The 23,560-nt window shown below is 69.8% G+C and carries 27 protein-coding genes and 1 riboswitch; of the genes, 7 read left to right on the top strand and 20 right to left on the bottom strand.

Annotated features, from left to right (window positions below; genetic code table 11):
- Window positions 1–3: 3 nt before the first annotated feature.
- Window positions 4–606, top strand: coding sequence for a 3'-5' exonuclease (locus tag BC358_RS12965; protein WP_079366127.1), 603 nt, complete (start codon window positions 4–6; stop codon window positions 604–606).
- Here BC358_RS12965 and BC358_RS12960 read toward each other — a convergent pair.
- Window positions 587–823, bottom strand: a complete 237-nt coding sequence (locus BC358_RS12960; RefSeq protein ID WP_079366126.1) for a DUF3820 family protein — start codon at window positions 821–823, stop codon at window positions 587–589. The genes BC358_RS12965 and BC358_RS12960 overlap by 20 nt on opposite strands.
- Window positions 820–1,644 (bottom strand): alpha/beta fold hydrolase, encoded by an 825-nt coding sequence (locus BC358_RS12955; protein ID WP_079366125.1) that lies wholly within the window; start codon window positions 1,642–1,644, stop codon window positions 820–822. Before BC358_RS12955 ends, BC358_RS12960 begins: the two co-directional genes overlap by 4 nt.
- A 92-nt stretch (window positions 1,645–1,736) precedes the next feature.
- Here BC358_RS12955 and BC358_RS12950 point away from each other — a divergent pair, with 92 nt between their 5' ends.
- Complete coding sequence (locus BC358_RS12950) at window positions 1,737–2,327, top strand: lysophospholipid acyltransferase family protein (RefSeq protein WP_079366124.1); 591 nt, start codon at window positions 1,737–1,739, stop codon at window positions 2,325–2,327.
- Window positions 2,328–2,421: 94 nt separating this feature from the next.
- On the top strand, window positions 2,422–2,796 hold the full coding sequence (locus tag BC358_RS12945) for a hypothetical protein (protein ID WP_143434290.1): 375 nt from the start codon (window positions 2,422–2,424) through the stop codon (window positions 2,794–2,796).
- A 45-nt stretch (window positions 2,797–2,841) separates the two neighbouring features.
- Here BC358_RS12945 and BC358_RS12940 read toward each other — a convergent pair whose 3' ends face one another.
- The gene (locus tag BC358_RS12940) at window positions 2,842–4,032 is read right to left on the bottom strand and encodes a PLP-dependent aminotransferase family protein (protein ID WP_079366232.1); all 1,191 of its coding nucleotides are present in this window, start codon (window positions 4,030–4,032) and stop codon (window positions 2,842–2,844) included.
- Window positions 4,033–4,115: 83 nt separating this feature from the next.
- Here BC358_RS12940 and nth point away from each other — a divergent pair, with 83 nt between their 5' ends.
- Entirely contained in the window at window positions 4,116–4,751 is a 636-nt protein-coding gene (nth, locus tag BC358_RS12935; protein WP_079366122.1) for an endonuclease III, read from the top strand.
- Window positions 4,752–4,776: 25 nt separating this feature from the next.
- Here the strand turns inward: nth and BC358_RS12930 are convergent, their stop codons facing one another.
- From BC358_RS12930 to BC358_RS12855, 16 genes are read right to left on the bottom strand one after another with little or no spacing between them, the layout of a single operon-like run.
- Entirely contained in the window at window positions 4,777–6,039 is a 1,263-nt protein-coding gene (locus tag BC358_RS12930) for a DUF445 domain-containing protein (RefSeq protein ID WP_079366121.1), read from the bottom strand.
- A 36-nt stretch (window positions 6,040–6,075) separates the two neighbouring features.
- On the bottom strand, window positions 6,076–6,636 hold the full coding sequence (locus tag BC358_RS12925; protein WP_079366120.1) for a histidine phosphatase family protein: 561 nt from the start codon (window positions 6,634–6,636) through the stop codon (window positions 6,076–6,078).
- A complete protein-coding gene (gene cobS, locus BC358_RS12920; protein WP_079366119.1) occupies window positions 6,633–7,448 on the bottom strand; it encodes an adenosylcobinamide-GDP ribazoletransferase in 816 nt (271 codons plus the stop codon). Before cobS ends, BC358_RS12925 begins: the two co-directional genes overlap by 4 nt.
- Before the next feature lie 4 nt (window positions 7,449–7,452).
- The gene (gene cobT / locus BC358_RS12915; RefSeq protein ID WP_079366118.1) at window positions 7,453–8,511 is read right to left on the bottom strand and encodes a nicotinate-nucleotide--dimethylbenzimidazole phosphoribosyltransferase; all 1,059 of its coding nucleotides are present in this window, start codon (window positions 8,509–8,511) and stop codon (window positions 7,453–7,455) included.
- Window positions 8,512–8,514: 3 nt separating this feature from the next.
- A complete protein-coding gene (locus BC358_RS12910) occupies window positions 8,515–9,981 on the bottom strand; it encodes a cobyric acid synthase (RefSeq protein ID WP_079366117.1) in 1,467 nt (488 codons plus the stop codon).
- Window positions 9,978–10,976, bottom strand: a complete 999-nt coding sequence (locus BC358_RS12905) for an aminotransferase class I/II-fold pyridoxal phosphate-dependent enzyme (RefSeq protein WP_079366116.1) — start codon at window positions 10,974–10,976, stop codon at window positions 9,978–9,980. Before BC358_RS12905 ends, BC358_RS12910 begins: the two co-directional genes overlap by 4 nt.
- A complete protein-coding gene (gene cbiB / locus BC358_RS12900) occupies window positions 10,973–11,947 on the bottom strand; it encodes an adenosylcobinamide-phosphate synthase CbiB (protein ID WP_079366115.1) in 975 nt (324 codons plus the stop codon). The genes BC358_RS12905 and cbiB overlap by 4 nt, the downstream gene beginning before the upstream one ends.
- 7 nt (window positions 11,948–11,954) lie before the next feature.
- On the bottom strand, window positions 11,955–12,953 hold the full coding sequence (gene bioB, locus BC358_RS12895; protein WP_066154730.1) for a biotin synthase BioB: 999 nt from the start codon (window positions 12,951–12,953) through the stop codon (window positions 11,955–11,957).
- Between the two features lie 24 nt (window positions 12,954–12,977).
- Window positions 12,978–13,547, bottom strand: coding sequence for a cob(I)yrinic acid a,c-diamide adenosyltransferase (gene cobO, locus BC358_RS12890; RefSeq protein ID WP_079366114.1), 570 nt, complete (start codon window positions 13,545–13,547; stop codon window positions 12,978–12,980).
- Window positions 13,537–14,331 (bottom strand): ABC transporter ATP-binding protein, encoded by a 795-nt coding sequence (locus BC358_RS12885; protein ID WP_079366113.1) that lies wholly within the window; start codon window positions 14,329–14,331, stop codon window positions 13,537–13,539. The genes cobO and BC358_RS12885 overlap by 11 nt, the downstream gene beginning before the upstream one ends.
- Window positions 14,328–15,407, bottom strand: coding sequence for an iron ABC transporter permease (locus tag BC358_RS12880; protein WP_079366112.1), 1,080 nt, complete (start codon window positions 15,405–15,407; stop codon window positions 14,328–14,330). Before BC358_RS12880 ends, BC358_RS12885 begins: the two co-directional genes overlap by 4 nt.
- Entirely contained in the window at window positions 15,404–16,255 is an 852-nt protein-coding gene (locus BC358_RS12875; RefSeq protein WP_256861512.1) for an ABC transporter substrate-binding protein, read from the bottom strand. The genes BC358_RS12880 and BC358_RS12875 overlap by 4 nt, the downstream gene beginning before the upstream one ends.
- Window positions 16,256–16,296: 41 nt before the next feature.
- Window positions 16,297–16,872, bottom strand: coding sequence for a bifunctional adenosylcobinamide kinase/adenosylcobinamide-phosphate guanylyltransferase (cobU, locus tag BC358_RS12870; protein WP_079366111.1), 576 nt, complete (start codon window positions 16,870–16,872; stop codon window positions 16,297–16,299).
- Window positions 16,865–17,677, bottom strand: coding sequence for a cobalamin-binding protein (locus tag BC358_RS12865; protein ID WP_079366230.1), 813 nt, complete (start codon window positions 17,675–17,677; stop codon window positions 16,865–16,867). The genes cobU and BC358_RS12865 overlap by 8 nt, the downstream gene beginning before the upstream one ends.
- A gap of 5 nt (window positions 17,678–17,682) precedes the next feature.
- Window positions 17,683–19,032: a cobyrinate a,c-diamide synthase gene (locus BC358_RS12860; RefSeq protein ID WP_079366110.1), complete on the bottom strand. Its 1,350-nt coding sequence runs from the start codon at window positions 19,030–19,032 to the stop codon at window positions 17,683–17,685.
- Window positions 19,029–20,870, bottom strand: a complete 1,842-nt coding sequence (locus tag BC358_RS12855; protein ID WP_079366109.1) for a TonB-dependent receptor domain-containing protein — start codon at window positions 20,868–20,870, stop codon at window positions 19,029–19,031. Before BC358_RS12855 ends, BC358_RS12860 begins: the two co-directional genes overlap by 4 nt.
- Window positions 20,871–20,948: 78 nt before the next feature.
- A riboswitch (cobalamin riboswitch) is annotated at window positions 20,949–21,201 on the bottom strand.
- A 50-nt stretch (window positions 21,202–21,251) separates the two neighbouring features.
- Here BC358_RS12855 and BC358_RS12850 point away from each other — a divergent pair.
- The 3 genes from BC358_RS12850 (at window position 21,252) to BC358_RS12840 (ending at window position 22,992) form a co-directional block, all read left to right on the top strand.
- Window positions 21,252–21,482 (top strand): hypothetical protein, encoded by a 231-nt coding sequence (locus tag BC358_RS12850; RefSeq protein ID WP_066154477.1) that lies wholly within the window; start codon window positions 21,252–21,254, stop codon window positions 21,480–21,482.
- On the top strand, window positions 21,479–21,856 hold the full coding sequence (locus BC358_RS12845) for a cell division protein ZapA (protein ID WP_066154480.1): 378 nt from the start codon (window positions 21,479–21,481) through the stop codon (window positions 21,854–21,856). The genes BC358_RS12850 and BC358_RS12845 overlap by 4 nt, the downstream gene beginning before the upstream one ends.
- 320 nt (window positions 21,857–22,176) lie before the next feature.
- The gene (locus tag BC358_RS12840) at window positions 22,177–22,992 is read left to right on the top strand and encodes a sulfite exporter TauE/SafE family protein (RefSeq protein ID WP_079366108.1); all 816 of its coding nucleotides are present in this window, start codon (window positions 22,177–22,179) and stop codon (window positions 22,990–22,992) included.
- Window positions 22,993–22,998: 6 nt separating this feature from the next.
- Here BC358_RS12840 and rraA read toward each other — a convergent pair whose 3' ends face one another.
- The gene (gene rraA / locus BC358_RS12835) at window positions 22,999–23,511 is read right to left on the bottom strand and encodes a ribonuclease E activity regulator RraA (protein ID WP_066154486.1); all 513 of its coding nucleotides are present in this window, start codon (window positions 23,509–23,511) and stop codon (window positions 22,999–23,001) included.
- Between the last annotated feature and the right edge of the window lie 49 nt (window positions 23,512–23,560).

Raw genomic sequence — 23,560 nt, 5'->3', positions numbered from 1 at the left:
CCCATGAACACCACCCGCACCACACCGAGCAAGGACGACATCGCCCTCCTGCCCGAATTTCCCCGCCTGGGCCTGGACCGCATCGCGCTGGTGAACACCGCCGCGGCCGCGCGCGAGGCGGTGGCGGCGCTGCGCGACCACCCCCACTGGGGTTTCGACACCGAGAGCAAGCCCACCTTCGTGCAGGGCGAGGTGTCCGACGGGCCGCACATCCTGCAGCTGGCCACGACGGAGCAGGCCTGGGTGTTCCAGCTGCACGACCCCGCCAGCCGCGACCTGGCCGCGCAGGTGATGGCCGAGGCCGGACACAGCAAGGCCGGCTTCGGTCTGGGCGACGACACCAAGCGCATCCGCGCCAAGCTGGGCGTGGAGCCGGTCGGGGTGATCGAGCTCAACCACCTGTTCCGCGCGAGCGGCTACCGCAAGGACATGGGCGTCAAGGGTGCGGTGGCGGTGCTGTTCGGGCAGCGCTTCATCAAGTCCAAGAAGGCCGCGACGTCCAACTGGGCCAACCCCCGCCTGACCGAGGGCCAGCTGGTCTACGCGGCCAACGACGCCTGGGCCGCGGCCGTGGTGCACGAGGCGCTCAGGACCCGCGCGCCTTAGACGGCCGGCGGTGGCGCAGCGGCGTGAGCAGCGCACCCAGGCCGTTGTGGTCGATTTCGTGCATCAGGGCGATCAAGCGCCCCAGCTCGCCCTTCGGGAAACCCTCGCGCGCGAACCAGTTGAGGTACTGCCCCGGCAGGTCGGCAATCGCCCGGCCCTTGTACTTGCCATAGGGCATCTCTACGGTCAGCAAGCGCTCCAGTTCGGACGGGTTCATGTCGCGGCGTGCGCACGGTCCAGCCAGTCGCGCACCGTGCGGTTGAACTGTTCGGGCTTCTGCTTCATGAGCCAGTGCCCGGCGTCCAGGCCATGGGCCGCGCTGCCCGGCGTGGTGGCGAGTTGCGCCAGCCAGCGCGCGGAATGGAACATGAACGGCTTGCGCTTGCCGAAGAAGAACAGCGTGGGCAGCGTCGGGCCGAACACCTTGTCGACCCGCGCCACGCCGCGCAGGCCACCCAGCGTGCCAAACCACTGCATCGCGTAGGGGTAGTTCATCTGCCAGGCGATTTCGGCCGCAGGGGTGCGACAGCCGATGGTGCGAGCCATCCAGCGCGTCATGCGGTTGGCCAGACCAGGCAGCAGTGGCCCTAGCTTCCAGGCGACGGCCAGCCAGAGCTGGTAGCCCGCGATCATGGCCTTTTCTTTGGCGGTCAACGACTTCAGGTAAGCGCCGGTGTTGGTGTCGCCGATGTCGGCGGCCACCACCCGGGACACCCGGTCCGTGTGCCGCGCGGCATATTCATAGCCAAAGAAGCAGCCCCAGTCGTGCAGCATCAGGGTCACCTTCTGATCGGGGCTGACCTCATCGACGATGGCCGCCACCAGTTGGCACATCTGATCCACCGACACCGGGCGCGGCGGCCGGCCCAGGTCGTAGCCCGGCAGCGCGAAGCGCACGCAGCGGTAGCCGTCCCGCAGCGCTGCCACCGACCCGTCCCACAGCGCGGGTGAATCGGGCCAGCCGTGCAGCATGACCACGGTCGGTCCTTGGCCGTCGATCAGGACCTTGATGTCCTGCACGGTCAGCGTCTGCGTCATGTCGCGGTCTCCTCGGGTGATTCGAGCGGGCGATGGTAGCTTGGCGCAGATCAAGGGCGGTCGCGCCCGCGTCACCGACAATAGCGCACGCCATGCACCGCACCATCTTCACCACCCCGGTGGTCGCTCCCCTGCTGCGAGCGATGTCGACCGGCTTCCTGCGGCTCACCGGCTGGACCGTCGAAGGCCACCTGCCGCCCAGTGCCGCCAAGAGCGTCTTCATCGCCGCCCCGCACACCAGCAACTGGGACCTGCCCTACACCCTGATGGTCGCGTTCGCGCTGCGCCTGAACCCCTACTGGATGGGCAAGGCCAGCATCTTCCGTTTCCCGTTCGGTGGTCTGATGCGCTGGCTCGGCGGCATCGCGGTCGACCGCTCGAAGTCCAACAACCTGGTCGCCGCCTCGGCCCAGGCGATCCAGGACGCCGACGGCCCGCTGCAGCTGATCGTGCCGCCCGAGGGCACGCGCAGCAAGACGCGCTACTGGAAGACCGGCTTCTACTACATCGCCACCACCGCCCGGGTGCCCATCATCCTGGCCTACATGGACTACGCGACCAAACGCAGCGGCCTGGGCCCGGTGTTCGAGCCGACGGGCGACATCGACGCCGACATGGTGCGCATCAAGGCCTTCTACCAGCCGTTCCAGGGCAAGAACGCCACCCAGTTCACCGGCGACTGAGTACGGGTGCCTGAGCGGGCCGACCTGTAACAGGACTACAAAGCGTTTCAGGCAGCGGCGCAAAAACCCTCCTCAGATTGGGTAATCTGGCCGGGTGAGCCGCCAGCATTCCGTATTCCAAGGGCCTCTGTCCACCCTCTCGACCCTGTCCAGCACCTTGCGCGAAGGCCTGGGGTCGCTGCTGGGCGTCGAGAAGGTCCGCCACAACGACGCCGACGTGGCGCGCATCCGCCTTGCCATGCTGCGCCTGCATGGTGAGGACGGACGCCTGAGCAACCCCCGGCTGCACCAGCGGCTGCACCACACCCGCGATGCGGAAGGCCTGTGGTACGCACGGGCCGAGCTGTACGCCGATCTCTGCCAGCGCCACAACGAACCGCACGCGATCCGCGCGCTGGAATCGCTGCGCCCCATGTTCCGGGGCACCCTGCCCGACAGCCTGCTCCGGTCCCGGATGCCCGGGGCCTGAGCCCGCCGGCGGCAGACCCCGCGGCCTATCCGCCGGCAATCAGGCTCAGACGGCAGAACCCAGCCGGCTCACGCCTTCTTCGATCTTGTCCAGCCCCACCGTCGCAAACGACAGGCGCAGGGTCGCGTTGTCGGGGTTGTTCGCGTAGAACGGCGCACCCGGCACAAAGGCCACGCCCTTTTCGATGGCTCGTTTGGCCAGCTCACCGCCATCGGCCACCTTGCCGCCCGCGCCCGTGAGGCGGGCCCAGACGAACAGACCACCCTGTGGCTGCACGAACTCAATCGCGTCGCCCAGTTCGCGGCGCAGGGCGTTGCCCATGGTGGCAGCGCGCTCGGCGTAGACCGCGCGCACCTTGGCCAGGGTGGCGGGCATGCGGCCGGCCTTGAGGTACTGCGCCGCCGTGGCTTGGGCGAAGGTGCTGGTGTGGGCGTCGCTGAACTGCTTGCACATGGTGGCTTTGGCCAGCAGCTCGGCGGGGCCGACCATCCAGCCCACGCGCAGGCCGGGGCTCAGCACCTTGGACAGCGAGCCGCAGTGCACCAGGCGCTCGCGGCTGCCGGGCACGCTGGCGCTCAGGGCCAGCAGGCTGGGCGGCGGCGCGTCGCCGAAGTACAGGTCGCCGTACGGGTCGTCTTCCACCACCAGCACGTTGTGCTGCACCGCCAATTCCAGCACCCGCTTGCGGCGCTCCAGGCTGAGCATGGCGCCGCTGGGGTTGCCGAAGGTGGGAATCAGGTAGATGAACTTGGGCTTGTGTTCGACGATGAGTTTCTCGAGTCGGTCGGTGTCCACGCCCTGCCCGTCCACCGGTGCCGTCACGAGTTGGGCGCCGTACAGGCGGAAGCACTGGATGGTGGCCAGGAAGGTCGGGCCTTCGACGATCACCTTGTCGCCGGGGGAAATGAGGGTCTTGCCCAGCAGATCCAGCGCCTGCTGGCTGCCGGTGGTGACGATCAGGTCGTTCGCCGTCACGCCCTGGCTGCCCTTGCTGGTCATGAAGGCGGCGAGCTGTTCGCGCAGCGGGTTGTAGCCCTCGGTCGCGCCGTACTGCAGGGCGCCCCCGGCTTCTTCGGTCAGCGCAGCATTGACGGCTTCGCGGATGCCGTCCACATCGAACATGGCGCTGTCGGGAAAGCCCCCGGCAAAGCTGATGATGCCGGGCCTGCCCAGCAGCTTGAAGAGTTCGCGGATGGCGGAGGTTTCGACGTTGTTCAGGCGGTCGGCAAACGGAATGGCAAAGCTCATGCGAATGTCTCTGAAGAGGAATGGAAAGGTGGCGAAATGGTAGCGCCCTGCCCGGAACTACACTGCGCGGCATGACACCCGCGCAGATCGAGACCTTCTTCGCCACCCTCCAGGCCGCGAACCCGCAACCCGTCACCGAACTTGAATACACCAGCGTGTTCGAGCTGCTGGCCGCCGTGCTGCTCTCGGCCCAGGCCACCGACGTGGGGGTCAACAAGGCCACGCGCCGTCTGTTCCCGGTCGCCCACACGCCGCAGCAGATCCTGGACTTGGGCCTCGACGGTCTGGAGTCGTACATCAAGACCATTGGCCTGTACCGCAGCAAAGCGAAACACCTGATGGAGACCTGCCGCATCCTGGTGGAACGCCACGGCGGCCAGGTGCCGCGCACGCGCGAGGCACTCGAAGCCCTGCCCGGCGTGGGCCGCAAGACGGCCAACGTGGTGCTCAACGTGGCCTTCGGCGAACCGACCATGGCGGTGGACACGCACATCTTCCGCGTCGGCAACCGCACCGGTCTGGCGCCTGGCAAAACGCCGCTGGCGGTGGAGCAGCAGCTGCTGCAACGCATCCCCGCGAAGTACCTGGTGGACGCACACCACTGGCTGATCCTGCACGGCCGCTACGTGTGCCAGGCGCGCAAGCCGCTGTGCCACCAGTGCGCCGTGTCGGCCTGCTGCGACTTCAGACCCAAGACGACGGGCTGAGGCCCGCCTGCCCAGGTACCGGCGCTCACAGCAGTGCCTGCGTGAGCGCGTGCAGCAGCAGCCCCACCAGCGCGCCCACCAGGGTGCCGTTGATGCGGATGAACTGCAGGTCGCGCCCGATGTGCTCTTCCAGCACGCGGCTCATGTCCTGCGCATCCCAGACCTGCACGCGCTGCGCCACGAAGCCGACGATGGCTTCGCGGCTGGCCTCCAGCACGCGCAGCAGCACCTGGTGCGCCTGCGTGTTGAGCCAGTCGCGCAAGGAATCATCGGCCAGCAGTTGCCGGCCCGCCGCCTGCGCCACCTGCGCGCAGCGGGCTCCCAGGTCGGACTCGGGCCGGGCCGCTTCCTCGCGCAGGCGCTTCAACACCTCGTGCCACCAGGCCTCGATCGGCTGATTCCACTGCGGCTGGTCCAGCCAGGCATCGCGCCAGACCGCCACCCGCTGCTGCCAGTCGGCGTCGGTCTGCAGACGCTCGATGGCGTCGGCCATCCAGTCGTCGAAACGGCGGCGCAACTCGTGCGCCGGGTCGGCCGCCACGTCGGAGAGCGTGTGCGTGAGCGCGGCCACCAGCTTGCGCGTGGCCAGGCGGGCAGCCATCTGGTCGAGTCCGACGTACTTGAGCTCCTTGAGTTCCCGCGCGATGCGATCGGTGAGCTGCTCCTGCACCGACGCCTGCTCCGCCCATCGCGCCATCTGCTGCAGCAGACCGTCCAACCACTGCTGGTGATGCCCGTCGCGGGTGAGCGCGGCCAGCGCCTGACCGCCCAGTGTGGCCACATCCACCTGCCGCAACAGACGCTGCGCCAGGCCGGCGATCCATTGCCGGACATCGCTCTGGTCCAGGGCGCCGAGCACGGCGGGGGTGGCCTGCTGCACCCAGCGCCCCACCCGCTGGGCCGATTCGGCCTGTTCCAGCCACTGTCCCAGCTCTCGCGCCAGGTCCCAGCGCGCCAGCATGGGCTGCACATGCTCGGCGGTGAGGAAGTGCGTGCCGAGAAACCGCGCCAGCTGCGCGCCCAGACGGTCCTTGTTGGACACGATGATCGCCGTGTGCGGTATGGGCAGTCCCAGCGGATGGCGGAACAGGGCGACGACCGCAAACCAGTCGGCCAGCGCCCCCACCATCGCGGCCTCGGCCGCTGCCGCGACATAGCCCCATGCGACGTGGCGCGGCTCCATCAGCGTGGCGCCCACGTACACCCCGGCCGCCAGCAGCAGCAAACCCAGCGCCAGTGCCTTCATGCGGTCAACCGGGCTGAACGACGCGAAACGGGAACCATCCATAGGCCCGAGTGTGCCCTCTCCCGGCGGACCTGCGCCTCAGACCTCGAGCACCATCCATTCGCCCGGCTGTGGTGCTTCACGCGGCCATTGAGCGGCCGATACGACGGGTCGGCGCCCGTGCTGCGCCACACAGATCACCGACCGGATCACGCCCGCGTGGGTGATCCACAGCGCCTCGCCGCCCTCGCCCACGGCCCCGCGGGTGTCGTCCAGCGCGTCGGCCACCCGGTCCATCAGCTCGTGCACGCTCTCGGCGCCGCCGAAGCGGTGCAGGGCGAAGTCGGCCATCCAGGTGTCGAACGCGGTGCGGGGCACGGCGTCCCAGGCGGTCTGCTCCCAGGTGCCGAAGTCCATCTCGCGGATGCGAGGGTCGGTCTGTGCCACGCCCAGGTCGGGGCGGTGCGCCCGCAAGGCCTGGTGCAGCTGCTGCGCCCGCCCCAGGTCCGACACCCGCACCGGCAGGCCGATCGGCAGCAGCGGTGCGATGGCCTGCGCCGCCTCGGCGGTCAGGGCCTGGTCGGCCGGCACGTCGCTGGCGCCGTAGCACAGGCCCGGCGGCAGCACCACCCGTGCATGGCGCAGCAGCCAGAGCTTCATGGCGCCGCGGCGGGGAGGGACAGCGACAGCGCGAACAGGAACGCGATCTCGCTCACCTGCTGCGTGGCGCCCAGCCCGTCACCCGTGAAACCCTGCAGCCGCCGGCGCAGCAGCCGGCCCATCCACAGCAGCCCCAGCAGCGCGCCCAGCACCGCCTGCGCCCAGCGCACCGAGGGCAGCAGCGCCACCACCAGGCCCATGGCCAGCGCCCACCAGAGCACGCCCACCGCCAGCGCGCCGCGCCCGATGCTCTCGGCCAGCGGCTTGGATTTGGAGCTGGGCGTGTCGCCCACGTGCTGCATCGTGTGGATGACGAACAGCGGCATCAGGCGCGAGGTGACGTGGCCGGCGAACAGCGCCACCGCGGCCACCAGCGCCCCGCCCGATTGTGCGATCAGGGCCAGCACCGCCACCTTCGAGAACAGCGCCAGCACCAGCGCGATGGCGCCGAAGCTGCCGATGCGCGAGTCCTTCATGATCTCCAGCGCGCGCTCGCGGTTCGACGAACCGCCCAGGCCATCGGCGAGGTCGGCCAGCCCGTCCTCGTGGAACGCACCGGTCAGCAGCACGCTGAACACGGTGCTCAGCAGCGCCGCCACCCAGGGCGCGGCAGGCTGCGCCGGCAGCCACCACCAGACCGCGGCAAACACCACCGCAGTGGGCAGCCCCACCACCCAGCCCACGCCGGGGAAATGCGCCGCGCTGGCGCGCAGCATGGCCGGCGAAAAACCCACCCAGTCCGCCAGCCGCCCGGTGACCGGGATGCGGGTGAAGAACTGGACGGCAATGAGGAAATGACGGATGAAGGCCATGCCCTCAGCGTACCGCCGTTTCGGCGCTGTCCTGCCGCGACACGCCGGCCGAATCGAAGCTGGCCATCTCGCGCAGGATGGCGCAGGCGCTCATCAGCAGCGGCCAGGCCAGCGCGGCGCCGGAACCTTCGCCCAGGCGCAGGCCAAGGTCCAGCAGAGGCTCGGCTTTCAGGTGTGCCAGCATCAGCGCGTGACCGCGCTCGCCCGACTGGTGGGCGAACACGCAGCGCTGCAGCACGGCGGGTTGCAGCGCGCTGGCCACCAGCACGGCCGAACTGGCAATGAAGCCGTCGACCACGATCACACGCCGCTCGGCCGCGGCCTGCAGCACCGAGCCGACCATGGTGGCGATCTCGAAACCGCCGAAGGCCGCGAGCGCGTCCAGCGGGGCCTTCGCGTCCGGGTGGCGCGCCAGCACCTGGCGCAGGATGCCGATCTTGCGCTGCACCGCGGGGGCGTCGAGCCCGGTGCCCGCGCCCGTGCAGTCCACGATGTCGAGCCCGGCCAGGCGGCTCATCAGCAGCGAAGCCGCCGAGGTGTTGCCGATGCCCATCTCGCCCAGCAGCAGCGCGTTGCCCGGCAGGTCCTTCACCAGCGCGGCGCCGCTGGCGATGGCGACATTGCACTGGGCGGTGCTCATCGCCGGGCCTTCCAGTGCGTCGGCGGTGCCGGGCGCCACCTTGTTGATGACCAGGCCGGGGCGCGGCGCAAAGTCGTGCCGCACGCCGCAGTCGACCACTGTCAGACCGATGCCGTTCTGCCGGGCCAGCACGCTCACGGCCGCGCCGCCGGCCAGGAAGTTCTCGACCATCTGCCAGGTCACGTCGCTCGGGTAGGCCGAGACGCCGCGTGCGGCCAGGCCGTGGTCACCCGCGAACACCACCAGCTGCGGGTCCCGCAGCTCGGGCGCCTCGCTGCCCAGGATGAGGCCGATGCGCTGCGCCAGGCGCTCGATCTGGCCCAGGGAGCCGACCGGCTTGGTCTTGTTGTCCAGCAGGTGCTGCAGGCGCGCGGCCAGCTCGGTCTGGGTGACGTCGTCGAGGACGGGGATTGGGAAATGCATGGTTCAGTCCTTGTGAATGAGGGCATCGAGCACACCGGGCTCGACATGTTGTTCAAGAAAATCAGCCAGCCCATCGAACACGGTGTCCAGCGTGGGCACACGGGCGCCGAACAGCGCGCGCAGCACCGCCGGGTCTTCGAACAGGCCGTGCAGGTAGCAGCCCAGCACGTTGCCCGCCGCGTTCTGCCAGGCCAGGCCGGGCATCACTTCGCGGGCGATGTCGCCCTTGGCGGCCATGGCCGGGTGCTGCGCGGTCTGCCCGTGGTGGATTTCGTAGCCGGCGGCGGTGACACCCGAGAGCGCCTGCCACGCGCCACCAAGTTCACCGAACGCCGCCGTCGTCCGGCGCACGGTTTTCTCGGCGTCGAAGGCCGTCACCAGCGGCAGCAGGCCCAGGCCGGGTGCGTTGCCGTCGATGCCATGGGTGTCGATCAGCGCCTCGCCCAGCACCTGCAGCCCGCCGCAGATGCCCAGCACCGCCCGGCCCTGTGCCGCGTGATGGGCCACGGCCTGGTCCAGCCCCTGCGCGCGCAGCCAGGCCAGGTCGGCCGCGGTCGATTTGGAACCGGGCAGCACGATCCAGTCCGCGCCCGCGCAGTCGGCCGGCGTGCGCGCCCAGACCAGGCGCACGCCCGGCACGTTCTTGAGCGGCTGGAACTCGTCGAGGTTGCTGATGCGCGGCCAGGCAATCACAGCGATGGTGGTCTGCACCGCACCCGCCGCGCGTGTCTTGTCATCGAAGACGCCATCTTCCTCGGGCAGGCCGTGCTGCCACCACATGGGCAGCGTTGCCACCACCGGCACGCCGGTCAGGTCTTGCAGCATCTGCGGCGCGGGCGCCAGCAGGCTGGCGTCGCCCCGGAACTTGTTGAGCACGAAGCCTTTGATGAGTGCGCGCTCGTCCTCGGGCAGCAGGGCCCAGGTGCCGTAGAGGTGGGCGAAGGCGCCGCCGCGGTCGATGTCGGTCACCAGCAGGCAGCGCGCGTCGGCGTGGCGCGCGACGCGCATGTTCACGATGTCGCTGGCGTGCAGGTTGATCTCGGCCGGCGATCCCGCGCCTTCGATCACTACCACGTCGTTTTCTTCGCGCAGCGCGTCCAGCGCCGCCGCGATGTGCGGCCAGACGGTCTCGCTGCGGCCGCGCCAGGGCATGTCGCTGAGTGCGCGGTGCACCTCGCCCATCAGCACCACCTGGCTGCGCGTGTCGGCCTCTGGCTTGAGCAGCAGCGGGTTCATGCGGACGTCTGGGTCGGCTTTCGCGGCGAGCGACTGGAAGTACTGGGCGCTTCCTATCTCGCCTTGTGCACCCGCCACCCCGGCCACCACCCGCGCGTTGTTGCTCATGTTCTGCGCCTTGAAGGGCGCCACCTTGAGGCCCTGGCGGGCGTAGTGGCGGCACAGCGCCGTCGTCAGCCAGCTCTTGCCGGCGCCGCTGGTCGTGCCCAGCACCATCACACACACCGCGGTCATTCCGAGGTCTCCACGTTCGTTTCAAGCGCACACAAGGCCGCTTCCAAAGCGGCCAGCGCGTCGGGGCGCTGCGCGCTCAGCCGCCACCAGCCCGGCAGGCCGAACGAGGTGGCGTCGCGCAGCTTGATGCCCCGCTCACGCAAGGCGGCGGCCTCAATGGGTTGCGGCGGCCTGGCACTGCCGTAGGCGGTGTCGCTGGGCGTGCAGGTCCAACCGTGTGCCGCCAGCATGGCGCGCAGGGCACCCGCCCAGTCGGCCAGCGTGTGGCGGCTCGCGGCCACCCAGTCTTGCACCCCGGACGTGGTCCAGGCCAGCAGCATGGCCTCACCGTGCGCACCGATGGGCCACGACGCAGACAGCGCCTCCAGTGCCACGACGTCGGCCCGCGCGCCCAGCGGCGCCACCGCATAGGCTGCGCGCACGCCCGTCATGCCCAGGGCCTTGTTGGGCGACCAGAGCTGCCAGACGCGGTCCAGTTGCGCAGCATCCAGCGCACTGTGGCCTCTCAGCCGCAGCGGTGCGTAGGCACGGTCCAGCACCACGGTGCGCGGCGTGTGGTTCAGCAGAGTCCGCACCGCCTCGACCGATTCGCCCTGCCCCAGCGGGCTGCCGGGGTCGCAGAGCCAGGCCAGCGGTGCCTGCCCGGGATCGTTCACCCGTTCCAGCCCCCAGGCAGACGCCGCGTGTGCGTAGTCGCCGTAGGCATGCGGCGGCGTCCAGAATCGGCGGTCGCCCGCGCGCCAGCGCCAGGCCGTCAGGCGCTGGATGCACTCGCTGGTGCTGGCGGCCAGCAGCACGCGCCAGGGCGCCACGCCGTGCAGGTCCGCCAGCGCAGCGCGCAGGCGGGTGTAGACCGGGTCGGGGTAGTGCATGGCATCCGCCTGTTGCACCGCCTGCAGCGCCATCGGGCACGGCCCGCAGGCGTTGGCGTTGCTGGAGAAGTCCCAGCGCGCGACGCCCTGGGCGTCCGGCCCACCGTGGATGCGCGCCGTCATGGCCGGCCCCTGAGCGACAGCGCCAACACCCCTACCGCCAGCAGCGACAGCAGTGCCACCACCTGACCGCAGCGCCGCAGCGCAAGCGCCGTGTCGGTGGCCCGCGGCGCCCGGCCCTGGCCGTTGAGTTGATATACGCCGGGTTTGCCCAGCCGGATGCCCAGGCCCACGGCCAGCGCGCCCATGGGCCAGCCGCCGTTGGGCGACGGCGTGCTGCCAGCGTTGACCACCACGGCCGACCAGCCGCGGCCCATGGTCGGCAGCGCGATCAGCAGCGCGGTGAGGCGCGCCGGCAGCCAGGACAGCACGTCGTCCACCCGCGCAGCCCACTTGCCAGCCCAGGTCCAGTCGCGGCCACCGCGTTCGCCCCGGTAGCCCCACATGGCGTCGGCGGTGTTGGCGAAGCGGTAGAGCGCCGCGCCGGGCAGGCCGGCCACGGCGAACCAGAAGATGGGGGCGAGCACCGAGTCGTTGAGGTTTTCGGCCAGGGTGGACACCGCCGCCTCGCGCACCTGGGTTTCGCTGAGCGCCGCCACATCGCGGCTCACCAGCCAGCCCACGCGCTGGCGCCCGGCGGCCAGCGATTCGGCCAGGGCCGCTTCCACTGCCCGCACCTCGTCGCTCAGCATGCGCCAGGACAACATGGGTTTGAGCAGCACACCCAGCAGGGCCACCTGCGCCAGCGGATGCAGCTCTTCCATCGCCCACCCGGCGGCGAACGCCAGAGCCGCCACCAGCGCCGCACCGACACACCAGCCGAGCGCGCCGAGCCAGAACTCGGCCCCCGGCCGCGGCACCGCGCCAGCCGCACGCGACACCCGCCGCCCGACCGCACCCAGGAAGTGCCCCATGGCCACCACCGGGTGCAACCGCACCGGTGGTTCGCCGAACAACCGGTCCAGCGCCAGCGCGACCAGCACCGCGCCAGCCAGCACAGCGGCATCGGGGGTGGACAGGCCGGCGAAGTCCATCAGAAGATCAGGCGTGGGCGCGGGTGGTGTGCATGCCCATGCGCTTAAGCAAGTCTTGATCGGCCTCCACGTCGGCGTTGCCGGTCACCAGCAGCTTGTCGCCGTAGAAGATGGAATTGGCACCGGCCAGGAAGCACAGCGCCTGGGTCGATTCGGCCATCTGCCGGCGCCCGGCCGACAGACGCACCTTGGCCTTGGGCATGGTGATGCGGGCCACGGCGACAGTGCGCACGAATTCGAGCGGGTCCAGATCGGGCTCGTCCGCCAGCGGCGTGCCCGGCACCTTGACCAGGTGGTTGATCGGCACCGACTCGGGGTACGGCGCCAGGTTGGCCAGCTGCGCGATCAGGCCCGCGCGGCCGGCGCGCGATTCGCCCATGCCCACGATGCCGCCGCTGCAGACATGGATGCCGGCCTCGCGCACATGGCCCAGGGTGTCCAGGCGGTCCTGGTAGTCGCGCGTGCTGATGACGTCGCCGTACAGCTCGGGCGCGGTGTCCAGGTTGTGGTTGTAGTAGTCCAGGCCCGCGTCCTTCAGGCGCTGTGCCTGGTCGCCAGTCAACATGCCGAGGGTGCAGCAGGCCTCCAGGCCTTCGTCCTTGACCACGCGCACCAGCTCCTCGACCTTCTCCAGGTCGCGGTCATTCGGCGCGCGCCAGGCCGCGCCCATGCAGAAGCGCGACGCACCGGCCGCCTTGGCGCCCAACACGGCTTCGCGCACGTCCTCGGCGGTCATCATCTTGCTGGCCGCCACACCGGTTTCGTAGTGCACCGACTGCGGGCAGTAGCCGCAGTCCTCGGGGCAGCCACCGGTCTTGATCGACAGCAGCGTCGCCAGCTCCATGTGGGTCGGGTCGTGGTGCTCGCGGTGCACGGTCTGCGCGCGGTGCATCAGTTCGGGCAGCGGCAGGTCCAGCAGGGCCTGCACGTCGGCGACGGACCAGCGCTCCGCGGTCGCGGAGGCCGGCTTGGCGGGGCGGTGCAGGGTCACGGGGGCTTCAGCGATGTGATTCATGGGGGTCTCCAGGGGTCAATCCTCAATGCCGCGCTGCGCCGGGATGCCGGCGTTGAACGCGTGCTTGATTTTGGTCATTTCGGTCACGGTGTCGGCCAGCTCGATGATCTCGGGCGGGCAGCGGCGGCCCGTCAGGCAGACGTGCACATGGCTGGGCCGTTCGCGCAGGGTCTGCAGCACACCGTCCAGCGGCAGCCAGCCATAGATCAGCGGGTAGGTGATCTCGTCCAGCACGACCAGGAAGTGCTCGCCTCCCAGGATGGTGGCGCGCGCCTTCTCCCAGCCGTCGCGCGCCAGCTGGGCCGAGTGCTCCAGGTCCTGGCTCTTCCAGCTGAAGCCATCCCCCAGCCCTTCAATCGGGATGCCAATCTGTTCGAACATGCGGTGCTCGCCGAAGCGCGCGCTCGGCACCTTCATGAACTGGTAGATCTTGACGGCCCTGCCGCGGCCATGGGCGCGCAGCGCCAGGCCGAAGGCGGCGGTGCTCTTGCCCTTGCCGTCGCCGGTGTTGACGATCACGATGCCGCGGCGTTCGCCCTCGGCTTTCTCGTAGGGTTTTTCGCTCGGCGGGGTTTCAATCTGCATGGTGTGAAGTCTTCAAGGGGTTGATCCGCGGCAGCGCCACCCACTGCCCTTGCAGCGCGTGCACCTCGATGCGGTGGTCAAAAACGGCCTCCAGCGCGCGGTGCGTGGCGGCGTCGGCACACGGTCCCTGGTGCGTGACGCGGCCTTGCGCCATCACCACCAGTTCGTCGGCGTGCAGGGCCATGCCCACCTCGTGCAGCACGCTGACCACTGTCTTGCCACCCTGCACCAGCGCCTGCACCAGTTCCAGCCAGTCGGCCTGGTGCGGCGGGTCCAGGTTGGCCAGGGGTTCATCCATCAGCAGCACCTGGGCTTCCACGGCCAGGGCGCGGGCCAGCAGCACGCGCTGGCGCTCGCCGCCAGAGAGCTGGCCCAGCGCTCGGGCGCGCCAGTCCCAGGCCTGGGTGGCGCGCAGCGCGCGCTCCACCGCGGCGCGGTCTTGTGCGCTGGGCGGGCTGAGCCAGGCCTGGTGCGGCAGGCGGCCGAGCATGGCCACGTCCCACACCGTCAGGTCGTCGGCACTGGCCTCGTTCTGCCCCAGCCACGACAGCTGGCGGGCGCGCTGGCGCTGCGGCCAGTCGGCCAGCGGCCTGCCCAGCAGGGCCACCGCACCGCTGTGCGGCAGCAGGCCTGCCAGACACCGCAGCAGCGTGGATTTGCCCGCGCCGTTGGGGCCGACGATGCTGGTCCAGCGCCCTTGGGGCAGGTTCAGCGAGATGCGGTGCAGGATCGGCTCGTCGCCCAGGCGGGCGCTCAGGTCGCAGGTCTGGATGGCGAGGCTCACAGGCCACCTCCGCGCGAGATGCGCGTGTTGCGCTGCATCAGCCACAGCAGGTAACCGCCACCCAGCACCGCGGTGAGCACGCCCACCGGCAGCTCCTGCGGCGCGATCAGCCAGCGCGCCAGCGTGTCGGCCGCCATCAGCAGCGCGCCGCCCATGCAGCTGGCCAGCAGCATCAGGCGGGCACTGGTGGTCTTGACCAGCGAGCGCACCAGGTGCGGCGCGGCCAGGCCCACAAACGCAATCAACCCGGTCTGCGCCACCGCGGTGCCGGTGGCCAGCGCCAGCACGGCCACCAGCGCGGCGCGCATGGGTCCCAGCGGCAGGCCCAGGCTGCGCGCGGTGGCGTCGCCCAGGCTCAGGCCATCGAGCACGCGCGCCAGCAGCCAGGCCGACAGCGTGCACAGCACCCACACACCAGCCATCAGCACACAGGCGGTCCAGCCCACGAAGCTGGTCGATCCGAGCATGAAGGCCTGCATGGCCTGCAGCGATTCGGGCGAGAACAGCAGCACCAGGTGCGTCATGGCGCCCAGCACCACGCCCACCACCACACCAGCCAGCAGCAGCCGCAGCGTGTGCTGCACACCGCGCGAAAGCACCAAGGTGATCAGCACCGCCAGCACCGCGCCACAGAAGGCCGCGCCGGTCAGGCCCAGGCGCACCAGCGCGCTGCTGGAGAACACGCTGACCGCGACGCCGCCGTTCATCATGCTGCCGCCCAGCATGCCGGCGCCGCCGCCCATGGCCGCGAGTGCCAGCGCCACACCGAGGGACGCGCCCGAGGCGCTGCCGAGCAGGAAAGGGTCAGCCAGCGGGTTGCGGAACAGGCCCTGCGCCACCGCACCGGCAAGGCCCAGCAATGCGCCTGCGGCCCAGGCCCCCAGGGTGCGCGGCAGGCGGATCTCCCACACGATCTGCTGCGCCATGGCGGTGGCGGCCGGGTCGGCCTGCGGGTCCAGCAGCGGGCCGACCAGGTTCTCGAAGCCGGCGCTGCCCACACACACGCCGAGCGCGGCCAGCGCCGCGGCCGCCAGCAGAAGGGCCGCCACCAGCCAGGACGCCCGGCGAGCGTTCACGAACGCGCCCCCGCTTTCTTCGCCGCCTTGTCGGCCAGGCAACGCGCCATCAGGCGGGCGCCCTCGGCCATGCGCGGCCCGGGGCGCACCAGGGTGTCGGACTCGTCGGTGGTGAACACACACAGGCGCTGCTCGCGCATCGCGCGCATGCCCATCCAGCCCGGGCGCTGGGCCATGCCGTCCACGCTGCGCTGGCCGATCATGATCAGGTCCGGGTCGGCTCGCACGATGTATTCGGGGTTGAGTTTGGGAAACGGCCCCAGCGAGGCCGGCACGATGTTCCTGGCGCCCAAACGGGTGAGTGTCTCGCCGATGAACGAGCCTTCGCCCGCCGCGTACGGCCCGGGGTTGACCTCGAAATACACCCGCGTGCCGCGCGCACCGGCCGGCAGCGACTGGGCCGCGGCCATCACCGCGGCGTCGATGGCGCGCCAGATGCGCTGCGCGTCCGGCACCTCCAGCAGCTGGCCGATCTTGAGCATCACCCGCTGCACATCGGCGTGGGTCTTGGGCTCCAGCGCCACCACCTTGATGCCCAGCGCGCGCAGGCGTTCCCCGGCGCGGGACGAGGTGGCCATCAGCACCGCATCGGGCCGCAACGCCACGATCTGCTCGATGTTCGGGTCCAGCCCGCCGCCCACCTGGGGCAGCTTCGTCAGGCTGGCGGGGAACGTGGAGTAGCGGTCCACACCCACCAGCCGCTGGCACTGGCCCAGCTCGCACACGGTCTCGGCCAGCGAAGGCAGCAGGCTCACGATGCGCTGCGGCGAGCGCTCGAAGTTCACCACCACGCCGTTGTCGTCGGTGATCTGCAGGGCCGCCTGGGCGGAGCCGCAGACCAGGGCCATCCAGGTCCCCAGCAGCGCGAGCCATGCGTTGCGCATCCGGTTCATGTCCTGTCCTTCAAAGTCAGCGGCAGCCCTGCCGCCATGAGCGTCACGCGCTCGCAGGCCGCGGCCACCTGCTGGTTCAGCCGGCCCAGCGTGTCCACAAACGCGCGCACCTCGCGCCCCATCGGAATGACTCCCAGCCCGATCTCGTTGCCCACCAGCACCAGCGGCCCGGGCGCTGCGGCAATGGCCGCGCACAGGTCCTCGCCCGCCGCGATCACGGCCGCTTCGGGGAGCGCCTGCGCCGGGTCGGCCGGCATCGTCAGGTTGGTCAGCCACAGCGTCAGGCAGTCGACCACGATGAGCGTGTTCGCGTCGCTGTGCCGCTTCAACGTGTCGGCCAGCGCCAGCGGCTCCTCCACCGTCGCCATGCCCGGCACGCGCAGCGCTCGGTCGGCCTGGTGGCGGGCGATGCGCTCGCGCATTTCGTCGTCCCAGGCCTGACCGGTGGCGATCATCACCGCACGGTGCCCGGGCGATGCCTTCAGCCACTGCCGCGCGAGCGTCTCGGCGCGGCGCGACTTGCCGCTGCGCTGGCCACCGAGGATGAATGTGCTGCGCGCCACCTCAGCCATGGGCCACCATCCAGGCCTTGACGATGCGGTGCATCTGCTCCAACCCGTCGGTCAGCGCCGCCGGGCCGGGCTGCAGGATGTCGGCCGACTTGATCTCGAACAGCTGGCCGTTTTTCACGGCCGGCACGTCCTGCCAGCCTGGCCGTGCGGCCACCTTTTCGGCGCGGAACTTCTTGCCGCACCACGAGCCGATGACGATGTCGGGCGCGCGCGCCACGATCTCCGCACCGTCCGCGATGATGCGGTGCTTGCCCAGCGACTGCACTGCCAGTTCGGGGAACACGTCGTCGCCACCAGCAATGCCCAGCAGCTCCGACACCCAGCGGATGCCGCTGATGTGCGGCTCGTCCCACTCTTCGAAGAACACTTTCGGCCGGCGCTTGCCCGTTGCCTCCAGCGCGGCCACCTCGGCGCGGATGGCGTCCAGGCGCTGGCGCATGGCCGCGATGCGCGCCAGACCTTCGTCGGCGCAACCGACCATGGCCGCGACCTGGAACAGCATGGAAAAAATTTCGTCCACGCTGCGCTGGTTGAACACCGTCACCTGCACGCCCGCGCGGATCAGCGCGGCGGCGATGTCGGCCTGCAGGTCGGAGAAACCGAACACGCAATCAGGCCGCAGCTCAAGGATCTTGTCGATCTTGGCGTTCAGGAAGGCGCTGACCTTGGGCTTTTCCTCGCGCGCGCGGCGGGGCCGCACGGTGTAGCCGCTGATGCCGACGATGCGCGCCTCCTGCCCCAGCAGGTACAGCCACTCGGTCGTCTCCTCGGTGAGGCAGACGATGCGTTGCGGTCCGGGCAGCATGGAGCTCACGACGCCTCCGGCAGAAAGAGTTGCGCGGTCGCCTCGGGGTTTGAGGCAAACCACGCATGGAAATAGCTCGCGCGCACCGGGCCCTGGCCGTACACGGCCTCGGGTCGCCCGAACTTGCCGCCCGGCACGGTGTGGGCCATGGGCGCCAGCGGCGAGGTGGTCAACGAATAGTGGAAGGTGTGCCCCCGCAGCTCACCCTGCGCCGTGTCCCAGCGCTGCGGGCCGAGGGCGGCCAGGCGCGGCTGCATCGCCACCTCGCCAGGCAGCAGGCCCCACATGGGCACCCGCGAGCCATCGGCCAGCGTCAGCCCCTCGAACAGCGGCATCATGCCGCCGCACTCGGCCCAGACCGGCTTGCCGGCGTCGACATGCGCGGCGAGGCTGGCGCGGCAGCGTTTGCCCTTCACCAGCGCGTCGGCGTGCAGTTCGGGGTAGCCGCCGGGCAGCCAGACCGCGTCGCAATCCGGCACCGCCTCGTCGGCCACCGGCGAGAAAAACACCAGCTCGGCCCCCAGCGCGCGCAGCGTGTCGAGGTTGGCCGGGTAGGTGAAACAGAAGGCCGCGTCGCGCGCCACTGCCAAGGTGCGCCCGCTCAGCAGCGGCGTCGCCGGGCGTTCGGCTTGCGCCTCAAAGGGCACGGCCCAGCGCTGCCAGCCGGCCACATCGAGCTGGCCCAGCGGGGTGGCTGCCATGGCGTCGGCCAGCGCGTCCAGCCGCGCCATCGCGTCGGGCAGTTCGGACGCCACGGTCAAACCGAGATGACGCTCGGGCAGCGAAAAGCCCGCGTCGCGCCGCAACCCACCCAGCCAGCCGGCGTCGATGCTGCCCGGCGCCGCGCCCAGGTCGTCGCCGCGCACCGAGGCCAGCAGCATCTTCTCGTGCCCTTCGCTGGCCACGCGGTTGGCCAGCACCCCGGCCCAGGGCAGGCCCGGGCGGTAGTGCCGCAGGCCGTGCACCAGTGCCCCGAAGGTGCCGGCCATGGACCCGGCATCGATCACCGCCAGCACCGGAATGCCCAGCTTCACCGCCAGATCGGCCGCACTCGGATCGCCATCGAACAGCCCCATCACCCCTTCGATCAGGATCAGGTCGCTGTTCGCCGCGGCCTCGTGCAGCCGGGCACGCAGGTCGGCCTCGCCGTTGAGCCAGAGGTCCAGGTTGTGCACCGGCTGACCACTGGCCAGCTGGTGCCAGTGCGGGTCCAGAAAGTCCGGCCCACACTTGAACACCCGCACCCGCCGCCCGGCCCGCGCGTGCAGCCGCGCCAGCGCGGCCGTGACCGTGGTCTTGCCCTGACCGGAGGCCGGCGCGGCGATCAGCAGGGCTGGACAGCGGGCGGTCGTCATCGCACCGGCACTAAACGGGGCGACCAGCTCAGGCCCAGGTAGAAGCTGCGGCCCGCCGTGGCGTAGCCCAGCACCGACTCGTAGTCCTTGTCGGTAGCGTTGTCCACACGCGCCAGCAGCCGCCAGTCGCGGGCGATGTCGGTGCTGGCCGTGAGGTTCAGCAACGTGTGGGCCGCCAAGGGCTTGGTGTTGGCTTCGTCGTCGTAGCGCTTGCCCAGGTGCTGCACCTCTGCGCCCAGGCGCCAGCTGCCCACGGGCGTGTCTGCGGTCAGCGTGGCCTGCGTTTCGGCACGGCGCGCCAGCAGCTTGCCTGTTTCGGCGTTCTTCGGACGCATCAGGTCCAGCGAAGCGCCCAGGGCCACTTCGCCGAGCGTCGTGCCGCCGGCCAGCGTCACGCCGGTGTAGGTGGCGCGGCCGGTGTTGCCGTAGCAGCCGGCGAAATCGCCCACGCCGTTGACACAACTGCCCGGACCGGCCAGGTAGTCGATCAGGTCTTTGACGCGGTTGCGGTAGACCACCACGGAGGCGCGGCTCGCAGCCTCCTGCCAGCGCAGCCCCGCTTCCATGTTGCGCGCGGTTTCGGCCTTGAGGTCGGGCGTGCCGTAGATGCTGAAGCGCTGGAACAGCGTGGGGGCACGGAAGGCCGTTCCCACCGAGCCGGTGAGCTGCAAGGTCTTGGACAACGCGTAGCCGTAGGCCAGAGAGCCGGTGGTGTGGGTGCCGAACTCGCTGTCGTCGTCGCGGCGGGCGTTGAGCTGCAGCGTGTGGTCACCGGCATGCAGGCCGTAACCCAGCGCAAGGGCGTTCTGATGCCGCTGGGTGTCGACCGGCGTGGTGCTGGCATTTTCCAGCTGGTCCTCACGGCGCTCCAGATCCACCGTCAGCCGGCCCGGCCCCACGCGCAGCTCGTTGCGCAGCAGCCAGCTGTCCACCGTGGTGTCCGTCAGGTAGGTTGAGGGGGCAGTCTCGTAGCGGTCGGTTCCGCGGCTGAGCCCCACACGGGTGCTCCACGCCTCGCTCCAGCGGCTGTTCCAGTTCAGCCCCACGGTCTGCAGGCGCTGCCTGGCCTGGTCGTCCTGCCCCGGCATGTAACCGTCGTAGCCGGCCTTCTGGCGGCTGTCCAGCAGCGTGGCTTCCAGCTTCTGTCCGTCGGAGAGCTTCCATCCCAGGCGACCTGAGAACGACTCGTTGCGATACCCGTCGCGGTCGGGGTTGCCGGAGGGCTTGGCGTTGAAGCCATCGCTGCGTTCGGTGCCCAGACCGAAGGCGTAGTCGACCACACCATCGCCACCGCGCAGCGCGGCGTTCAGTTCGTAGGTGCTGTTCGACCCCACGCCGATGCGCAGCGAAGGGAAGAAACCCTTCTCCCCGTGCCGCGTGAAGATCTGCACGACACCAGCCATCGCATCCGAGCCATACACCGCAGCCGCCGGCCCGCGCAGCACCTCGATGCGGTCTACCTGGGACAACGGGATCGCATTCCAGGTGGCCCCGCCCGTGGATTGGGAGTCGATGCGCACGCCGTCGACAAACACCGCCGTGAAGCGGCCCTCGGCGCCTCGCACATACACACCTGTGGTGGACGCGGGACCGCCGTTGCGGTTGACGGTCATGCCCGGCAGACGCTCCAGCACGTCGGAGACCGACGCGGCACCCAGGCGGTCAATGGCGCCGCGGTCGACCAGGGTCACGTCCGCCACCACATCTGTGATGGGCAGCTCGGACCGGGTCGCAGACACCACGACGGTAGGCAGGGAGGACTGTGCGAGAACAGGAAAAGCGATGGCGCATGCCATGGGCAGCGCGGCCAGGCGCACCGGAGCAGAACGGAAAGACATGAATGAAAACAAACGATGGTTGCCCTCGCCGTCTTCCCCGACAGCGCATGGGCGTCACGGCAACGGTCCTGGTTCAGGACACGTCACCACCGTGTTGGCCGGTATCCGGGCTGGCAGAACGACCTCCACCGCCTTCCCGGAGCGCCGGTCGAAACCGGTTGTCCAGTGGCTGTGGGGTGAAGGCAGGGACCGGGCGAAAGCCCGGATCCCGTCTGCTTACCGTTGCGGGGGCAGCGCAGGTTAGGTCGGTCGGCGTGGACTTCCCCTCCTGCTTCCCGTTGAACTGCGGCATGTGAACCACACCGCGAGCACCAACGGAATCCATTGTAAGCCCGTGCTCCTTGCGGCAACCCTACAATGAGTGTCTTACCAGTTGTCACCATGGCCGATCCCAAGCAAATTGACCTGATCGCCGAGCGCGTGGAACGCCTGCTCCTTCGCCATGAAGAACTGCAGCGCACCAACGCCCTGCTGATGGAGCAGGTGGCCTCGCTCAAGGCAGAACGTGACTCCATCAAGTCGCGTCTGAACGCTGCGCGTTCCCGCATCGACGCGCTGCTGGACCGGTTGCCGGTTGGAATCGAGCCCCCCTCCCACAAGGACTCCGAATGAACAAGCCGGCCTCCAAGCAGATCGAGGTTCAGATCATGGGCCAGAGCTATCTGCTGGCCTGTCCGGCGGGGGGCGAGCAATCTCTGCTGGACGCCGTGGAGCGTGTGGACACCGCCATGTGCCGCATCCGGGACGCCGGCAAGGTCAAGGCCCGCGACCGCATCGCCGTGCTCGCATCCCTCAACCTGGCGTTCGAACTGTCCCAGAAGGAAGCCGAGGGGTTTTCTTCCTCGTCCTTTCTCCCTCCAGAGCCGACACCCTTGCCGGGCTCCACTCCCCAGGGCGAGTTGCCCGACGCTGCTGCGCTGGCGCGCGCGGAGGAACTGGTGCGGCGCCTCGACCAGGCGCTGGGCAGTGACGGCCAGTTGATCTGAATCAGGAACCGGCCCTCAACTTTTCCGACGGGCGAGCCCATCCATCGGGCCGCCAGCCCCTACAATTTGCCCTGTCTGCAGTGCGTGCCGGGCTTTATATTTCCTTGAACCAATGCTCCATGAGCCCGGGCTTGGTACATAACGTGGCTGGTGTGAGCGTCTCGCGTCAGATGAACCCGAAGCCCCGTTGCCCTCGCCCACCTGAACCCCCGGTTCAGGATGACGGTCCGGTGGCACTTGCAGACACCTAATACCCTTCGCTGCGGCCCCACGGATGTTTCCTGGGGCCGCACTCTTTTCTGCCCTCCGGATTTCCGCCCATGAGCCTTGAACCCCTGCTGATCGTCGAACTGGCCCTTCTGGGGGTGTTCACCGGGTTTCTGGCCGGCCTGCTGGGCATCGGCGGCGGCATGATCATGGTGCCGTTCATCAGCGCCATCCTCGCCCACCGTGGCGTCGCGCCCGGCCTGGCGGTGAAGATGGCCATCGCCACCTCCATGGCCACCATCATCTTCACCTCGATCTCCAGCGTTCGCGCGCACCACAAGCGCGGCGCCGTGCGGTGGGACATCGTGCGGCGTCTCGCACCGGGCATCGTTATCGGTGCCGCGGTCGCGAGCCTCGGGGTCTTTGCGGTCCTCAAGGGCGGGGCTCTGGCCTTGCTGTTCGCGCTGTTTGTGGGCTTCTCCGCCACCCAGATGCTGCTGGACAAGAAGCCGCAGGCCTCGCGCACCTTGCCGGGAACGGCCGGCCAGCTGGGTGCCGGGGGGGTGATCGGTTTTCTGTCGGGACTGGTGGGTGCCGGGGGCGGCTTCGTCAGCGTCCCGTTCATGACCTGGTGCAACGTTGCCATCCACAATGCCGTTGCCACCAGCGCAGCGCTCGGTTTTCCCATCGCACTGGCGAACGCCGCCGGGTACGTCATCTCGGGCCAGGGTGTGGCCGACCTTCCGGCGGGTTCGCTGGGCTACGTGTACCTGCCGGCACTAACGGTGATCGCCATGACCAGCGTGCTGATGGCGCCGCTCGGTGTGAAGGCCGCACACGCGCTGCCGGTGAAGTCGCTCAAGCGGGCCTTCGCGCTGATTCTCTACGTGCTCTCGGCGTACATGCTCTACAAGGGTCTGACGGCCTGAAGCCCGTCAGACGCCACGGTGCAATGGCCGGTCGGCAATCACGGTGCCATCCTCGTCGGCGTACAGCCATTCACCCGGACGCACGGTGACGCCCTGAATCTTCACCGCCACGTCGCGCAGCCCCTGGTTGCGCCGCTCGGTCGGCAGCGGCATCGAGGCCAGCGCGCGAATGCCGGTCTCGCACACCGCCAGTTCGGCCACGTCGCGGACGCACCCGTCCACCACCACGCCGGTCCACCCGTTGCGCGCGGCGGCGGCACCCAGGTTGCCGCCCAGCAAGGCGCGCCGCAGCGAAGCCCCGCCGTCGACCACCAGCACACGCCCATCTCCCGGTCCTTCGACGAGGGCCTTCACCTGGCTGTTGTCATCCAGGCACTGCACGGTCACGACCGGTCCGGCGAAGCGGCGATGGGCACCAAAGTCACGGAACACCGGCGGCAGCACACGGAAGGCGCCGCTGACGTCGCCCTTGTGTTCGTCGCACAGATCGCAGGTCGAAAAATCGATGGAAGAAGTCATGGTGAGCCACTCTCGAAAACAGGTTTTTCGGAGCCGAAATTGGAGCACG

This window comes from Hydrogenophaga sp. H7, assembly GCF_002025745.1.
In the GTDB taxonomy this organism is placed as follows: Bacteria; Pseudomonadota; Gammaproteobacteria; order Burkholderiales; family Burkholderiaceae_C; genus Hydrogenophaga; species Hydrogenophaga pseudoflava.
Note: the sequence above shows the minus strand (reverse complement) of the source record. Positions and strands in the feature narration are given on the sequence as shown.

Coding starts and splice junctions, on each gene's coding strand:
- BC358_RS12965 (WP_079366127.1), top strand. CDS start 4: ATGAACACCACCCGCACCACACCGAGCAAGGACGACATCGCCCTCCTG.
- BC358_RS12960 (WP_079366126.1), bottom strand. CDS start 823: ATGAACCCGTCCGAACTGGAGCGCTTGCTGACCGTAGAGATGCCCTAT.
- BC358_RS12955 (WP_079366125.1), bottom strand. CDS start 1,644: ATGACGCAGACGCTGACCGTGCAGGACATCAAGGTCCTGATCGACGGC.
- BC358_RS12950 (WP_079366124.1), top strand. CDS start 1,737: ATGCACCGCACCATCTTCACCACCCCGGTGGTCGCTCCCCTGCTGCGA.
- nth (WP_079366122.1), top strand. CDS start 4,116: ATGACACCCGCGCAGATCGAGACCTTCTTCGCCACCCTCCAGGCCGCG.
- BC358_RS12930 (WP_079366121.1), bottom strand. CDS start 6,039: ATGGATGGTTCCCGTTTCGCGTCGTTCAGCCCGGTTGACCGCATGAAG.
- BC358_RS12925 (WP_079366120.1), bottom strand. CDS start 6,636: ATGAAGCTCTGGCTGCTGCGCCATGCACGGGTGGTGCTGCCGCCGGGC.
- cobS (WP_079366119.1), bottom strand. CDS start 7,448: ATGGCCTTCATCCGTCATTTCCTCATTGCCGTCCAGTTCTTCACCCGC.
- cobT (WP_079366118.1), bottom strand. CDS start 8,511: ATGCATTTCCCAATCCCCGTCCTCGACGACGTCACCCAGACCGAGCTG.
- BC358_RS12910 (WP_079366117.1), bottom strand. CDS start 9,981: ATGACCGCGGTGTGTGTGATGGTGCTGGGCACGACCAGCGGCGCCGGC.
- BC358_RS12905 (WP_079366116.1), bottom strand. CDS start 10,976: ATGACGGCGCGCATCCACGGTGGGCCGGACGCCCAGGGCGTCGCGCGC.
- cbiB (WP_079366115.1), bottom strand. CDS start 11,947: ATGGACTTCGCCGGCCTGTCCACCCCCGATGCCGCTGTGCTGGCTGGC.
- cobO (WP_079366114.1), bottom strand. CDS start 13,547: ATGCAGATTGAAACCCCGCCGAGCGAAAAACCCTACGAGAAAGCCGAG.
- BC358_RS12875 (WP_256861512.1), bottom strand. CDS start 16,255: ATGGCCCTGGTCTGCGGCTCCGCCCAGGCGGCCCTGCAGATCACCGAC.
- cobU (WP_079366111.1), bottom strand. CDS start 16,872: ATGGCTGAGGTGGCGCGCAGCACATTCATCCTCGGTGGCCAGCGCAGC.
- BC358_RS12865 (WP_079366230.1), bottom strand. CDS start 17,677: ATGCTGCCCGGACCGCAACGCATCGTCTGCCTCACCGAGGAGACGACC.
- BC358_RS12860 (WP_079366110.1), bottom strand. CDS start 19,032: ATGACGACCGCCCGCTGTCCAGCCCTGCTGATCGCCGCGCCGGCCTCC.
- BC358_RS12855 (WP_079366109.1), bottom strand. CDS start 20,870: ATGTCTTTCCGTTCTGCTCCGGTGCGCCTGGCCGCGCTGCCCATGGCA.
- BC358_RS12850 (WP_066154477.1), top strand. CDS start 21,252: ATGGCCGATCCCAAGCAAATTGACCTGATCGCCGAGCGCGTGGAACGC.
- BC358_RS12845 (WP_066154480.1), top strand. CDS start 21,479: ATGAACAAGCCGGCCTCCAAGCAGATCGAGGTTCAGATCATGGGCCAG.
- BC358_RS12840 (WP_079366108.1), top strand. CDS start 22,177: ATGAGCCTTGAACCCCTGCTGATCGTCGAACTGGCCCTTCTGGGGGTG.
- rraA (WP_066154486.1), bottom strand. CDS start 23,511: ATGACTTCTTCCATCGATTTTTCGACCTGCGATCTGTGCGACGAACAC.